This is a genomic window from Corallococcus exercitus, from assembly GCF_003611585.1.
Classification (GTDB): domain Bacteria; phylum Myxococcota; class Myxococcia; order Myxococcales; family Myxococcaceae; genus Corallococcus; species Corallococcus exercitus.
In genome coordinates this window covers 1-16,080 of record NZ_RAVW01000220.1, presented here as the reverse complement: position 1 = coordinate 16,080, position 16,080 = coordinate 1, and the positions used below count along the sequence as shown (strand labels likewise).

Genomic DNA, 16,080 nt, shown 5'->3' with positions numbered 1-16,080 from the left:
ACCCACGCCTTCCTCTCCACCCCTCCCACTTCCTCCTGCGTCCCCATCGGCCGCCCCGTCGTCAACACCCGCCTCTACGTCCTCGACTCCCTGCTGCGCCCCTGCCCCGTCGGCATTCCGGGTGAGCTCTTCGTCGCGGGCACGGGCGTCGGCCGTGGCTATCTCTTCGACGCTTCCCGCACCGCCGCCGCCTTCATTCCGGACCCCTTCGCCTCTTCTCCCGGTGCGCGCCTCTACCGCACCGGCGACCGCGTCCGCTGGCTGCCCGATGGTTCCCTCGACTTCCTGGGCCGCATCGACTTCCAGGTGAAGTTGCGCGGCTTCCGCATCGAGCTGGGTGAAGTCGAAGCCTCTCTGCGCCTGCATCCCGCCGTGCGTGACGTCGTCGTCCTCGTGCGCCAGGACGCCCTCGTCGCCTACGTCTGCCCCCGGCCGGGCTTCGCTCTCGACGTCTCCGACGTCCGGGCTTCTCTCGCCTCGCACCTGCCCGAGTACATGGTGCCCTCCACCTTCATGGTGCTGGACGCCCTGCCCCTCTCTTCCAACGGCAAGGTGGACCGCAAGGCCCTCCCCACTCCCGACGCCGACGCCTCCCGCGCCGCCTCCTTCGTCCCGCCCCGCACCCGCACCGAGGCCCTTCTCTGCGGCCTCTTCGCCCGACTGCTGCGCCTGGAGCGCGTCGGCATCCACGACGACTTCTTCGCCCTCGGGGGCCACTCCCTCCTCGCCACCCGCTTCGTCGCCCACGTGCGTGAAGCCCTCGGCCTGGAGCTGCCCCTTCGCGCCCTCTTCGAGGCTTCTTCCCCCGCGCTCCTCGCTCAGCGCCTCGACGCCCTTCGCGCCTCCTCCGTCTCTTCCTCCGCGCCTCCGCTTCGCCCCGCACCTCGCGACGGCGCTCCGCCTCCGCTCTCCTTCGCCCAGCAGCGCCTCTGGTTCCTCGACCGCTGGCAGCCGCGGAGCGCCTTCTACAACGTCCCCTCCGCGCTCCGGCTCCTTGGCCCACTTCAGCTCCCCGCGCTCCAATCCGCCTTCGACGAGCTGATCCGCCGCCACGAGTCGTTGCGCACCACCTTCGACTCCACGGGGGAAGACCCTCACCAGGTCATCCACCCGGCGCGGTCCCTCCCCATTCCCGTCATCGACCTGCGCACCCTGCCCACCGCAGACCGGATGCCGGAGGCGCGCAAGCTCGCTGACGCGGAGGCGCAGCGTCCCTTCGACCTGTCGGAGGGACCGGTCCTGCGGCTCACGCTGTTGCGGCTGGAGGAGCAGGAGCACGTGCTCCTCGGGGTGATGCACCACATCGTCTCGGACGACCGCTCCATCCAGGTGCTGATCCGCGAGCTGTCAGCGCTCTACGACGCCTTCCAGCGGGGACAGCCTTCGCCGCTGCCGCCCCTGCCGGTGCAGTACGCGGACTACGCCGTGTGGCAGCGCTCCTGGCTCCAGGGTGACGTGCTCGACGCGCGGCTCGGCTGGTGGCGCCAGCAGCTGGACGGAATGCCCCAGGCGCTGGAGCTGCCCACGGATCGCCCCCGGCCCGCGCACCAGGGCCATCGCGGCGCGGTGAGCGAGCACAGGCTGCCGCGCGCCCTCTCGGATTCCCTGCGCGCCTTCCACCGCCGCGAGGGCGTCACGCCCTTCATGACCCTGCTGGCGGCCACGCAGGTGCTGATGCACCGCTACTCGGGCCAGGAGGACTTCGCGCTCGGCACGCCCGTGGAGGGCCGTGAGCAGCAGGGGCTGGAAGGGCTCATCGGCTTCTTCATCAACACCGTGGTCCTGCGCGCGCGGCCGCGTCCGGGGCTCTCCTTCCGGGAGCTGCTCGCCCAGGCGCGTGAGTCCACGCTCGGCGCGCTCGCGCACCAGGACGTGCCCTTCGAGAAGCTGGTGGAGGCGCTCCAGCCGAAGCGCGATCCCAGCCGCTCACCGCTCTTCCAGGTGATGGTCATCTACCAGCAGGGACTGGAGCTCACCGGCGCGATGCCGGGCCTCACGCTGCTCCCGCTGGAGGTGGAGGGCCGCACCGCCCGCTTCGACCTTTCGCTGTCCTTCACCGACCATCCCGAAGGACTGGGCCTCGCCTTCGAATACAACACCGACCTCTACGACGCGGCCACGGTGGCCCGCATGGCCGGCCACCTGCACGAGCTGCTCACCGGCGTCGTGGCGCGGCCGGAAGCCCCCCTCTCCGAGCTGCCGCTGCTGACGCCCGCCGAGCGCCAGACGCTGCTCGTGGAATGGAACGACACCCGCGCGCCGGCACGGGCCGACATGAGGCTGCACGAGCTCGTGGAGGCGCAGGTGGACCGCGCGCCGGACGCGCCCGCGGTCGTGTTCGAGGGCCAGCGGCTGACGTACCGGGAGCTGGACACCCGCGCCAACCAGCTCGCGCACCACCTGCGCTCGCTGGGCGTGGGCCCGGAAGTGCCGGTGGCCGTGTGCCTGGAGCGCTCACTGGAGATGGTGTTGGGCCTGCTCGCCATCCTCAAGGCGGGCGGCGCCTATGTCCCCATGGATCCGTCGTACCCGGCCGAGCGCCTGGCCTTCATGCTGGAGGACGCCAGGGCCCCGGTGCTCCTCACCCAGGAGCGCTTGAAGCCCGCGCTGCCCGCGACCTCCGGGCGCGTGGTGTGCCTGGACTCGGGCTGGGACGCCGTCGCGCGCGAGCCCACGCACCGGCCCCGTGTGGCCGTCGCGCCCGAGGGCGCCGCGTACATCATCTACACGTCAGGCTCCACCGGCCGGCCCAAGGGCGCGCTCAACACCCACGCCGCGATCCACAACCGGCTGGCGTGGATGCAGTCCGCCTATTCGCTGACGCCCGACGACGCCATGCTGCAGAAGACGCCCTTCGGCTTCGACGTCTCCGTGTGGGAGTTCTTCTGGCCGCTGATGACCGGCGCCAAGCTGGTAATGGCGCGCCCCGGAGGACACCAGGACGCGGCGTATCTGACGCGCACCATCGCCGAGGAGCGCATCACCACGCTGCACTTCGTGCCGTCCATGCTCCAGGTCTTCGTGGAGCAGCCGGGGCTGGAGTCCTGCACTTCCCTCCAGCGCATCTTCTCCAGCGGCGAAGCCCTGCCCGCGGACCTCGCGCGGCGCTGCCTGGAGCGGCTACCGGCGCGGCTGTACAACCTCTACGGCCCCACGGAAGCAGCCGTCGACGTCACTCACTGGACGTGCGAACCCGGTGACCCGTCGCGCACGGTCCCCATCGGCCGTCCCATCAGCCACCTGCGCCTGCACGTCCTCGACGCGGGGCTGCGCCCCGTGCCCGTGGGCATTCCGGGCGAGCTCTACATTGGAGGCCTGGGCCTGGCGCGCGGCTACCACCACCGGCCGGACCTCACCGCCGCTCGCTTCGTGCCGGATCCCGTCGGCGCACAGCCCGGCGCGCGCCTCTACCGGACGGGCGACCTGGCGCGCTACCGGCCTGACGGCGCCATCGAGTACCTCGGCCGCACCGACTTCCAGGTGAAGCTGCGCGGCTTCCGCATCGAGCTGGGTGAAGTCGAAGCCTGCCTGGGCCTGCACCCCGCGGTGCGCGAGGCGGTGGTGGTGGCGCGCGAGGACGTGCCGGGCGAGCCGCGCCTGGTGGCCTACGTGGTGCCCGGCCCGGGCCACGATGCCGACACGGCCGCGCTGCGCCAGCACCTCCAGCAGCGGCTGCCGGAGTACATGGTGCCCGCGGCCTTCGTGGTGATGACCGCGCTGCCGCTGTCCGCCAACGGCAAGCTGGAGCGCCGGGCCCTGCCCGCGCCCTCCGCCCCACAGGAGGCGACGCGCGTCGCCGTCCCGCCACGGACCCGCACGGAGCAGCTGCTGTGCGGCCTCTTCGCGCGCGTGCTGCGGCTGGAGCGCGTGGGCCCGCACGACGACTTCTTCGCGCTCGGCGGCCACTCCCTGCTCGCCACCCGTCTGGTGGCGCGCGTGCAGGAGGCCTTCGGCGTGGAGCTGCCCCTGCGCGCCTTCTTCGACGCGCCCACGGTCGCGAAGCTCGCCGTCCTGGTGGACGCGCGGCCTCCCGGGGAAGGCTCCGCGCCGGCTCCGCGCCCGGTGCCGCGCGACGGCGCGCTGCCCCTGTCCTTCTCCCAGCAGCGCCTGTGGTTCCTGGACCAGTGGCAGCCCGGCAGCCCCCTGTACAACATCCCCGCCGCCCTGGATTTGGAGGGCGCGCTGGACGTGGGCCTGCTGGAGCGCTGCTTCCAGGAACTCGTCCGGCGCCACGAGCCGCTGCGCACGACGTTCCTCCAGGGCGAGCACGGCGGCGAACAGCGCGTGCACGCGGAGGCCGCCGCGCCCCTCACCGTGGTGGACCTGGAGGCGCTGCCCGCGACGGAGCGCGACGCGGAGGCGCGCAGGCTCGCCACCGAGGAGGCGCACCGGCCCTTCGACCTCGCCCGCGGCCCCTTGATGCGCGTCACGCTGCTGCGCCTGGAGCCCCGGCGCCACGTGCTGCTCCTGACGCTGCACCACATCGTCTCCGACGGCTGGTCGCTGGAGGTGCTGCTGCGCGAGCTGGCCGTGCTCCACGACGCCTTCCTTCGCGGCGAGCCGTCGCCGCTGCCGCCCTTGCCCGTGCAGTACGCGGACTACGCCGTTTGGCAGCGCAACTGGCTTCAGGGTGACGTGCTCGACGCGCAGCTGGGCTGGTGGCGCCAGCAGCTGGACGGGATGCCCCGGGCGCTGGAGCTGCCCACGGATCGCCCGCGCCCCGCGCTCGTCACGTCGCGGGGTGCGGTGGTCACGCGCCGGCTGCCTCGTGACCTGTCGGACGCGCTGCGCGCCTTCCACCGCCGCGAGGGCGTTACGCCCTTCACCACGTACCTGACCGCGCTCCAGGCGCTGCTGTACCGCTACTCCGGCCAGGACGACCTGGGCGTGGGCACGCCCGTGTCCGGCCGCGGGCGTCCGGAGCTGGAGGGGCTGGTCGGCCTCTTCATCAACACGCTGGTGCTGCGGGCCCGCATCGACGGGGACCGTTCGTTCCGCGAGCTGCTCGCGCAGGCGCGCGACGCGGTGCTGGGCGCCTTCTCCCACCAGGACGTGCCCTTCGAGCGGCTGGTGGAGGCGCTCCAGCCGGAGCGCGACCTGAGCCGCGCGCCGCTGTTCCAGGTGATGCTGGTCCACCAGCACGGCCTGGAGCTGGAGCGGGCGCTCCCGGGACTGACGCTGCGCCCGATGCCCGTGGAGGGACGCACCGCCAAGTTCGACCTCACCCTCTACGTCACCGACGGTGAGCACGGCCAGGAGCTGGGGCTGGAGTACAACGCCGACCTCTTCGAGCCGGCCACCGCGGCGCGGCTGCTGGGGCACCTGGAGGTGCTGCTGCGTGACGTCACCGTCCACCCGGAGCGGCGCGTGGCGGAGCTGCCGCTGCTCACCGGGGCCGAGCGCCACCAGCACCTGGTGGAGTGGAACACGCCGCGCGAGGGCTTCGCGCGGGGCCCCACCCTGCACCATCGGTTCGAGGCGCAGGCAGCGCTCACGCCGGACGCCGTCGCCGCCACCTGCGGTGAGCAGCACCTCACCTACCGGCAGCTGGACGCGCGCGCCAACCAGGTCGCGTGGCGCCTGCGCCGCCTGGGCGTGGGGCCGGAGACGCTGGTCGGACTGTGCGTGGAGCGGTCGCTGGAGATGGTGGTGGGCCTGCTCGCCATCCTCAAGGCGGGTGGCGCCTACGTCCCCATGGATCCGTCGTATCCCGCGGACCGCTTGGCCTTCATGCTGGAGGACACCCGGGTTCCGGTGCTCGTCACGCAGACCTCGCTCCAGGGGGCGCTGCCGGCGCATGGCGCCCACGTGGTGCTCCTGGACGACCGGGGGCTCGACGCGGAAGCCGTCCACGCCCCCGACGCGGGCGTGGCGCCAGAGCACCTGGCGTACGTCATCTACACTTCCGGTTCCACGGGCCGGCCCAAGGGCGTGCAGCTGGCGCACGAGCAGGTGGTGCGACTGATGACCGCCACGGAGCCCTGGTACGGCTTCGACTCGCGGGACGTGTGGACGTTCTTCCATTCATACGCGTTCGACTTCTCCGTCTGGGAGCTGTGGGGCGCGCTGCTGTACGGCGGACGCGTGGTGGTGGTGCCCTACTGGGTGAGCCGCTCGCCGGAGAGCTTCCTGTCGCTGCTGCGCCGCGAGCGGGTGACGGTCCTCAACCAGACGCCCTCCGCCTTCCGCCAGCTGCTCCACGCGGACGCGACCTCCGACGAGCCCGGCGCGCTGTCCCTGCGCTACGTCATCTTCGGCGGCGAGGCCCTGGAGTTCGCCAGCCTGCGGCCCTGGTTCGCCCGGCACGGCGACGCGCGGCCCCGGCTGGTCAACATGTACGGCATCACCGAGACGACGGTGCACGTCACCTACCGCGTGCTCCAGGCGGCCGACGCGGAAGGGGGCTCGGGCAGCATCGTGGGCGTGCCCATCCCGGACCTCCAGACCTTCGTCCTCGACGCGCGCCTCCAGCCCCAGCCCGTGGGCATCCCGGGCGAGCTGTACGTGGGAGGCCCGGGCCTGGCGCGTGGCTACCTCCACCGTCCGGAGCTGACGGCGGAGCGCTTCGTGCCGCACCCCTTCGCCACGCGCCCCGGAGAGCGCCTCTACAAGACGGGGGACCTGGCGCGAGTGCGCGCCGACGGGCAACTGGAGTACCTGGGCCGCACGGACCTCCAGGTGAAGATCCGCGGCTTCCGCATCGAGCTGGGCGAGATCGAGACCGCCCTGGCCCAGCACCCCTCCGTGCGCGAGGCGGTGGTGGTGGCGCGCGAGGACGCGCCGGGCGGCAAGCGGCTGGTGGGCTACGTGACGCCCGCCGTGGGCCAGACGCCGGACCTCGAGGCCCTGCGGCAGCACCTTCAGCAGCGGCTGCCGGACTACATGGTGCCCGCGGCGCTTGTCGCGCTGGAGTCACTGCCGCTCACGTCCAACGGCAAGGTGGACCGCCGGGCGCTGCCCGCGCCGGAGCTGGAGCGCTCGGCGGGGACGCCGTTCGTGGCGCCCCAGACGGAGGTGGAGCAGCGGCTGGCGGACATCTGGGCGAAGGTGCTGCGGCGGGAGAAGGTGGGCCTGCACGACAACTTCTTCGCGCTGGGCGGCGACTCCATCGTCAGCCTGCAGATCATCGCCCGCGCGCACCGCGTGGGCCTGCGCCTCACGCCCCGTCAGCTCTTCCAGCACCCGACGATCGCGGAGCTGGCGCCGCTGGTGGTGCCAGCGGACGTGCCCACGGGAGAGCAGGGGCCGGTGGTCGGCCCGGTGCCGCTCACGCCCATCCAGCGCTGGTTCGTGGAGCGGGACCTGAAGGCACCGCACCACAACAACCAGGCCATGGTGCTGGAGCTGCGCCAGCCGATGGAGGTGCCGCTGCTGGAGGCGGCACTGGGTCACCTGCTCTCGCACCACGACGCGCTCCGGCTGCGCCTCACCCGGACGGCGGAGGGCTGGCGGCAGACGTGCGCCGCGCCGGGCACCGGCGCCGTGGTGGTACGGCGGGTGGACGCGGCGCACCTGGAGCAGGCCGCGGGAGAGTTGCAGCGCGGCCTGTCGCTGGAGGACGGCCCGCTGGTGGCGGCGGCGCTGGTGGAGCCGTCGGAGGAGAAGGCCGGGCGCCTGCTGCTCGTCATCCACCACCTGGCGGTGGACGGCGTCTCCTGGCGCACGCTGCTGGAGGACCTGGCCACGGTGTACCGGCAGATCCAGGAGGGGCGCGCGGTGTCGCTGCCGCCCAAGAGCACGTCCTTCAAGGCCTGGGCGGAGCGGCTGGTGGCGCACGCCCACTCGCCAGCGGTGACGGCGGAGCTGCCCTTCTGGCTGGACGCGTCCCGCTTGCGCGTGCGCCCGCTGCCCCGGGACGGCGCGGGTGGTGACGCCACCTTCGCGTCGGCGCGGGGCGTGACGGTGTCGCTGAGCGCGGAGGAGACGCGCCTGCTGTTGCAGGACGTGCCGGCCGCGTACCGGGCCCGTATCGACGATGTGCTGCTCGCGGCGCTGATGCAGGCGTTGGCGGCCTGGACGGGCCAGCCGCGCCAGCTGGTGGACCTGGAGGGCCACGGCCGCGAGGACCTCTTCGACGACGTGGACCTGTCGCGCACGGTGGGCTGGTTCACGTCGCTGTACCCGGCGCTGCTGGAGGTCCCCGCGGAGGCCAGCCCGGGAGACGCGGTGCGCGCCGTGCGCGAGGCGCTGGCGAAGGTGCCGGGGCGCGGCCTGGGCCACGGCCTGCTGCGCTACCTGCGCGAGGACGAAGCGGCACGGCGGCTGCGCGCCCTGCCCTCGGCGGAGCTCAGCTTCAACTACCTGGGCCAGTTCGACACGGACGCGCGCGCCGAGGGCCCCTTCACGCTGGTGCGTGAGTCCGCGGGCCCCACCATCGGCGAGTCGGAGCGCCGGCCCCACGTGCTGGAGGCGGGCGGCTTCGTGCTCGCCGGCCGGATGGACCTCTACGTCAGCTACAGCGAGGCGCTCCACTCCCACGCCACCATCCAGGCGCTCGCCACCGCCTGGGGCGACGCCCTGCGGCGGATCATCGCCGGCCGCTCCGGCACGGACGCGGAGCGGCGCACCCCCGCGGACTTCCCGCTGGCCCGCCTCACCCAGGGCGCGCTGGAGCGCATCCTCCAGACGGCGCCGCTCGCGCGGGACATCTATCCCCTGTCGCCCATGCAGCAGGGCATGCTCTTCCACGCGCTGCTCGAGCCCCAGGTGGGCATGTATCTGGAGCAGCTCACCTGGACCTTCCACGCGCCGCTGGACCGCGGCGCCTTCCACCGCGCCATGGACCGGCTGGTGGAGCGCGAGCCGCTGCTGCGCACCGCGCTCTTCTGGGAGGGACTGGCCGAGCCGCTCCAGGTGGTGAGCGCCCGCGCCCCGCTGCCCTGGCTGGAGCTGGACTGGCGAGGCGTGTCCCCCGCCGAGCAGCAGCTGCGGCTGGAGGACTTCCTGGCCCGTGATCGCGCCGAGGGCTTCGACCTGTCGCGGCCTCCGCTGATGCGGCTGGCGCTCCTGCACCTGGAGGAGAACGTCACGCGCATGGTGTGGACGTACCACCACGTGCTGCTGGACGGATGGAGCCTGGGCCTGCTGTTCCAGGAGCTCTTCACCACCTACCAGGCGCTGCTGCGCGGCGAGCCTCTTCCCGAGCAGACACGCCCGCCCTTCCGCGACTACGTGGCCTGGCTCCAGCGCCGGGACGACGCCAGCTCGGAGGCCTTCTGGCGCAAGTCGCTGCGCGGCTTCACCGAGCCCACGCCCCTGCCCCTCGCGCGGCCGTTGAGCGCGGGCGCGGAGGCCCTGGCTCCCGGCGAGCGGGAGATCCACCTGAGCGCGGAGCGCACCCAGGCGCTCCAGGCGTTCGCGCGCGACCACCAGCTCACGCTCAACACGTTGGTGCAGGCCACATGGGGCCTGGTGCTCGGCCGCTGCGCGGGCACGTCCGACGCCGTCTTCGGCACCACCGTCTCCGGCCGTCCGCCGGAGCTGACGGACGTGGAGTCCATGGTGGGCCTCTTCATCAACGCCCTGCCGGTGCGCGTGCGGATGGATCCGGACGTGCCGGTGCTGCGGTGGTTGAAGGAGCTGCAGGCGTGGCAGGCGGAGATGCGCCAGCACGAGCACAGCCCGCTGGTGAAGGTGCAGGGCTGGAGCGAGCTGCCGCGCGGCACGTCCCTCTTCGACTGCTTCCTCGTCTTCGAGAACTACCCGGTGGACACGTCCGTCATCGAGCGGGGCAGCGCCCTGGCGATCCGCGACGTGAGCTTCCTGGAGCGCATCAACTATCCGCTCGCGGCGATGATCATCCCCGACCGCCAGCTCCTCCTGCGCCTGGGGTATGACCCGGCGCGCTTCAGCGCGGAAGCCATCGACCAGCTCCTGGCGCACTGGAACACCGCACTGGAGGCGGTGCTCGCCTCACCCGACCAGCCGCTGGGCGCGCTGTCCCTCTTCACCGAAGAGGCGCGGCGCCAGGTGCTGGTGGAGTGGAACGCCAGCGACGTGGACTTCCCCCGGGAGCTGCTCGCCCACCAGCTCTTCGAAGCCCAGGTGGCCCGCACGCCTGACGCTCCCGCCCTCGCCTCCGGCGAAGCCACCCTCTCCTTCCAGCAGCTCGACGCCCGCGCCAACCAGCTCGCCTGGCACCTGCGCTCCTTCGGCGTCGGCCCCGAGACCCGCGTCGCGCTTTGCATGGAGCGCTCCTTCGACCTCGTCGTCTCCATGCTCGCCGTCCTCAAGGCTGGCGGCGCGTGGGTGCCCCTGGATCCGACGCTCCCCGCGGACCGCCTCGCCTTCATGCTCTCCGACTCCGGCGCCCCCGTGGTCCTCACGCAGGAGCACCTGGCGGATGAGCTACCGGCGCACGACGGGGTGCTGGTGTGCGTGGATTCCGACGCGGCCCGGGTGGCCTCGCGCCCCACGCATTCGCCTCCCACGCGCGCGCTGCCCGATTCGCTCGCCTACGTCATCTACACCTCCGGCTCCACCGGCAGGCCCAAGGGCACCCTGCTCACCCACCGTGGACTGGGCAACACCGCCCTCGCCGCCGTCCGTGAGCACCGCTTCGACTCCTCCTCCCACGTCCTCCAGTTCGCCTCCATCGGCTTCGATGCCTGCGTCTGCGAGGTCTTCTCCTCCCTCCTCGCCGGTGCCTGCCTCCACCTCGCACCTCGCGAGCAGCTCATGCCGGGCCAGCCTCTCCACTCCCTGCTGCGCTCCCGCTCCATCTCCGCCGTCACCCTCACCCCTTCCGTCCTCGCTCAGCTCGACCCCTCGGGCCTCGACTCGCTGCGCACCGTCATCTCCGCGGGTGAAGCCCTCCCGGCCGCCGTCGCCTCCCGCTGGGCCCACCCCCAGCGCCTGCTTCTCAACGCCTACGGCCCCACCGAAGTCACCGTCTGCGCTTCCATCGAGTCGCAGCTCATTCCCTCGCACCCCACCATCGGCGCGCCCTTCCCCAACGTCCGCCTCTTCGTCCTCGACTCCCTGCTGCGGCCCGTCCCCGTCGGCCTCCCCGGTGAGCTCTTTGTCTCCGGCCCCGGTGTCGCTCGCGGCTACCTCGGCCAGCCCTCGCTCACCGCCGAGCGCTTCCTCCCGCATCCCTTCGCTTCTTCTCCCGGCGAGCGCCTCTACCGCACCGGCGACCGCGTTCGCTGGCTGCCCTCCGGCCGCCTCGAGTTCCTCGGCCGCCTCGACTCCCAGGTGAAGCTGCGCGGCTTCCGCATCGAAACCGCCGAAGTCTCCTCCGTCCTTCGCGACCACTCCTCCGTCCTCGACGCCTTCACGCTGCTTCGCGAGGACTCGCCCTCCAACCTCCGCCTCGTCTCCTACGTCGTCTCAAGCGACGAATCCCCCGATGAGGCCCCGCTGCGCGCGCTGCTCAAGGCGCGCGTGCCGGAGTACATGGTGCCGGCGGCGTTCGTGTTCCTGGACGCGCTGCCCCTCACCGCCAGCGGCAAGGTGGACACGCGCGCGCTGCCTGTCCCGGGCACTCCGACCGCACGAGCGGCGCTCCAGGTCGCTCCGCGCGACACGGTGGAGGAGCTGCTCGCGACGCTGTGGGCGGAGCTGCTGGGGGTGGAGCGCGTGGGCATCCACGACGACTTCTTCGACCTGGGCGGCCACTCGCTGCTGGCCACGCAATTGGTGGCGCGCCTGCGCTCCGTGTTCGACGTGGACGTGTCGTTGCAGGAGCTGTTCGACCGCACCACCGTCGCCCGTCTCGCGGAGCGGCTCCGGGCCCCGCGCGGGGATTCACCCGCGAGCCCGCCTCCCATCACGCCCTCCCCGGAGGACGGCGACGTTCCCCTCTCCCACGCGCAGGCCGCCTACTGGTCTCCGGAGCGCATGGGCGCGGCGAGCGTCTACAACCAGGTGCTCACCCCGCTGCGCCTGGACGGCCCCCTGGACGTGGAGGCCCTGAGGCAGGCGATTGAAGAGCTGGTGCGCCGCCATGAACCGCTGCGCACCACCTTCCCCACCGTGGACGGCCAGCCCGTGCAGCGCGTGGCCCCGCCCGCGGACTGGGAGCTCCCCGTGGAGGACCTCCGCTCCGTGCCCGAGCCCACGCGCGAGCAGGCGCTGACGGCGCGGCTGGGCGAAGAGGGCTGGCGGCCGTTCGACCTGGAGCAGGGGCCGCTGATGCGCACGCGCCTCTTCCGCGTCACGGACACCCGCCACGTCCTCATGCTCGCCGTCCACCACGCCGTCACCGACCAGGTGTCCGGCGGGGTGATGCTGCGGGAGCTGACGGCGCTCTACCCCGCCTTCCATGACGGGCAGCCCTCGCCGCTGCCGGAGCTGCCCGTGAGCTACCGCGACTACACGCGCTGGCAACGCGAGTGGATGCGTGGCGAGGTGCTGGAGCACCACCGCGGCTGGTGGAGCCGCCGCCTGGAGAAGCCGCTGCCGCCGTCGCTGCCCCTGGACCGTCCGCGCCCGGAGGCCGCCACCTTCCGCAAGGGCAGCCACGCCTTCACGCTCCCGCCCGCGCTGTCCGCCCGGTTCCACACGCTGGCCCGGCGCGAGGGCGTCACCCCGTTCCTGCTGGGGCTGGCGGCCTTCAAGACCTTCCTCGCGCTGGCCATCCGGTGCGACGACACGGTGGTGGGCATCGTCCACGCCAACCGCCCGCGCCCGGAGCTGGAGCCGCTGGTGGGCATGTTCGCCAGCTACCTGCTGTTGCGCACGGACCTGTCCGGCAACCCCTCCTTCCGGGAGGTGCTGCGGCGCGTGCGCGCCAGCTACCTGGAGTCCTCCGCGCATCAGGACCTGCCCCACGCGGAGCTGGTGTCGCTGCTGCGGCCGGGCACCGTGGACCGCCGTCCGCTGAGCCCGCTGGGCTATGTCTTCCGCGCCTCCGCGCCGCCCACGGCCAGCCTGGCCGGGCTGGAGATCCAGCCGCTGGAGGCGGACCTGGGGCTGCTGCTCAATGACTTGCAGTTGCTGCTGACGGATGGCCCGGAAGGCCTCACGGGCCACCTGGAGTACCGGACCGAGCTCTTCGACGCGGCGACGGTCGCTCGGATGGCGGACGCGCTCCAGGTGCTGTTGATGGAGGTGATGGAGGAGCCGGATCGGCCCCTGGCGTCGCTGTCTCCGCCTCCTTCGGACTCGAAGTCACGGGAGGTCGCATGAGCACCAGGACCCGGCTGTACCTGGAGGCGGAGCCGTTCCAGAACGCCTCGGGCGCCCTCAACGCCTGGATGGAGGAGGAGCTGCGTGCGCTCGGCCACGACGTCGAGCGCTTCAACCACCACTACGTCAACGCGGGGGACTCCGGCATCCCGGTGGCCACCGCGCGCCGGGTGCTGGCGCTGCACTCCCGACCCGCCGCGGACCTGGCCATCTACTGCGACCTGGGCCTGGGCATCCGCGCGCCCAGCCGCGAGCTGGCGCGGCGGACGCTCTTGCTCTTCCACGGCTTCCACGGCCATCCCGCGACGTGGCTGGGCAACCCCCTCATCGACCTGTACGCGACGCTGTCGCCCTACGTGCACGACACCGTCACGTCGCTGCTGCTGACCCCGGACTGGTCCGGGCGGCGGTGCCTGGATCCGCGCGGCGCCGCGAACGTGGGCACCCTGGTCCCGACCCTGCCCTGCCTGGAGGCTCCTGAGGGAGAGGGACGCCTGCGGGGAAGCGAGCTGCCCCGGGCCGTGCAGGAGGCGCTGGAGCGCGGCGAGGCGCTGGGCCACGCCATCCAGCCCGGCAAGGCGGACTGGCCGGCCGTCTGTGCCCTCCTCCTGGGCCTGCGCGCGCAAGCCCGCGAGCATGGCCATCCCCCCGTGCGGCTGGTGGTGGCCGCCCAGGACTTCGCTCTGCTGCAGCACGCGCTCCGCTTCGGCTTCCCCTTCCCGGCGCACGCGCTCGCCCAGGCGCTCCAGGCCGCGGACGCGACGCTCGAGGACCTGCTGCTGCCCGTGCCGCACCTGAGCCAGCCCGCTCTCTTCCGGCTCTTCCGCGAGGCCCGCTTCGGGCTCTCGTACAACGTCACCCCGGAGCCCTTCGGGATGTACGTGCTGGAGTCCGTGCTCAACGGCTGCCCCGTCTACACCAACGGGTCGGGCAACAACCGCCACGCGCTCCCAACGGGCCACGGCATCGTCGTCCACGAGACCGGGGCGATGGCCGCCGGCACTCCGGACGCCTACGCCTCCCTGGCGGCGCGCATCTTCCAGGACCTGCTCGCGCCAGCGCCCCTGAAGGAGGCCTGCCAGCGCGGCGCCGCGCTCATCCGCCGCACCTTCACCCGCGCCGCCTTCTCCTCCAGCTTTCGCGCCTGCCTCTCCCGGCTGGAGTCGGACGCCGCGCGGCCGGGCTGGACGTTCGAGGACGCTGTGGTGCGGCTGAGCCCCAGCGTGCGCCGGCTCGACGCGGCCAGCGGGCGCTTCCGCTCCGACTACCGCGATGATCAGCTGAGTGAGGAGGAGCAGGCGCTGCTGCCGCGGGTGCTGGGCCGCTCCGCGGGGGAGGTCCTGCGCGGGGACACCCGGCTCGCGCCGCTGGAGGCGCTCTTCGACAAGGGCGTGCTGGCGCTCGCGCCTCCGGAGTCCGCCCGGCCACCGAGGCCCTCCGTGGGCGCGTGGGCCTGGTACCCGCCGGACTCCGCCTTCCTGGAGCCCTCCCTGCTGCGTGACCCCGGGCCGCGCTAGCCGCCCCTTCTTCCAGGTGCCCGCATGTCCACCATCCTCTTCGTCCCCCTGCCCGAGCGTGGGCACATCAACCCCACGTTCAAGCTGGCCCGCGCGCTCCAGAAGCGCGGACACCGGATCATCTACTGCAGCCTCCGTGACACGGAGGACTTCATCCGCGCCGAGGGCTTCGACTTCGAGTGCCTCTTCGAGTCCCTCTACCCGAAGGGCTTCCAGGCCCGGAGCAAGGCCCAGCTCGGCACGCTGAGCGGCCTGTCCAAGTTGGTGTTCCTGCGCGACATGGCGCGCAGGCAGACCCAGATGCTGGAGGCGCTGCTCCAGGGCGAGTTCGACGCGCTCATCGCCCGGACGCGCCCGGACCTGGGGGTCGTGGACATCCTCTTGCCGGAGCCGTCGCTCGTCCTGCACGGCCACCGGGTGCCGGCCGTGGCGCTGAGCACGAGCATCCCCCTGCGCTGGGAGCCCCGGACGCCGCCGACCAGCTCAGGGCTCATCCCCGACGAGCGCCTGCCCACGCTCGTCCGGAACACCGTGGACTGGGGGCGCATCCTGCTCGACGCGAAGCTGGGCTCCCTGGGCAGCTGGGTGGGGCTGGAGCCGGACTCGATGAAGTTCCGGCGCGCGCTGGCGCGCAAGCATGGCTATCCGGTGTCCAGCCTGGACTTCGGCGGCCGCGTCACCGGCGCGCACGAGCCCCTGCTCGTGCCCTGCCCGCGGGAGTTCGTGGAGTTCCGCGGCGCGAAGCACGACTCCGGCCTCCACTACACGGGGCCCTGCATCGACCTGGAGCGGCAGGAGCCGGAGTTCCCCTGGGAGCGGCTCGAAGAGGGCCGGCCGCTGGTGGTGTGCTCGCTGGGGACGATGGTCACCCAGGCGGATCAGGCCCGCCGCTTCCACCACTCCGTCGCCCAGGCGGCCCGCCAGCGTCCGGGCTGGCAGTTCGTGGTCGCCACCAACCAGTGGACGGAGGAGGTCCCGGGAGGAACGCCGGACAACCTCGTGTCCGTGAAGCACGTGCCCCAGCTGCGCATGCTGCGGCGCGCGACCGCGATGGTGACCCACGGCGGCTTCAACAGCATCAAGGAGTGCATCTACTTCGGCGTGCCCATGCTGGTGCTGCCGGTCCAGTGGGACCAACCCGGCATGGCGGCGCGGGTCGCCCACCACGGGCTGGGCGTGCGCGCGAGCATCGACACGCTGACGCCGGACCTCCTCCTCCAACAGCTGGAGGAGATCCGCGGGCCGTCGTACCGCGCCGCCCTGGAGCGGATGCAGTCCTGCTTCCAGGCCGCCGAACAGGAACAGGCGCTGGCCGGCTCTCTCGAACAGCACCTGGCCCGCGCGTGAGCCCTCCGTCTTCGTTCACCCCCTCTTCAATCCCTCTCCAGAAAGCCAGACATGGAAGACACCCACGGCCCCTCCAGCACCGGGA

At 72.7% G+C, this 16,080-nt stretch carries 3 protein-coding genes; all 3 read left to right on the top strand.

Going from position 1 to position 16,080, the window contains the following annotated elements; translation table 11 throughout:
• A partial coding sequence (locus tag D7W79_RS24830) for a non-ribosomal peptide synthase/polyketide synthase (RefSeq protein ID WP_120527877.1) occupies nt 1-13,131 on the top strand: 13,131 nt, incomplete at its 5' end.
• Nucleotides 13,128-14,648 (top strand): glycosyltransferase, encoded by a 1,521-nt coding sequence (locus tag D7W79_RS43800; RefSeq protein WP_158617040.1) that lies wholly within the window; start codon nt 13,128-13,130, stop codon nt 14,646-14,648. The genes D7W79_RS24830 and D7W79_RS43800, both read left to right, overlap by 4 nt.
• Before the next feature lie 24 nt (nt 14,649-14,672).
• Nucleotides 14,673-15,995, top strand: coding sequence for a glycosyltransferase (locus D7W79_RS24820; protein WP_120527876.1), 1,323 nt, complete (start codon nt 14,673-14,675; stop codon nt 15,993-15,995).
• Nucleotides 15,996-16,080: the final 85 nt, after the last annotated feature.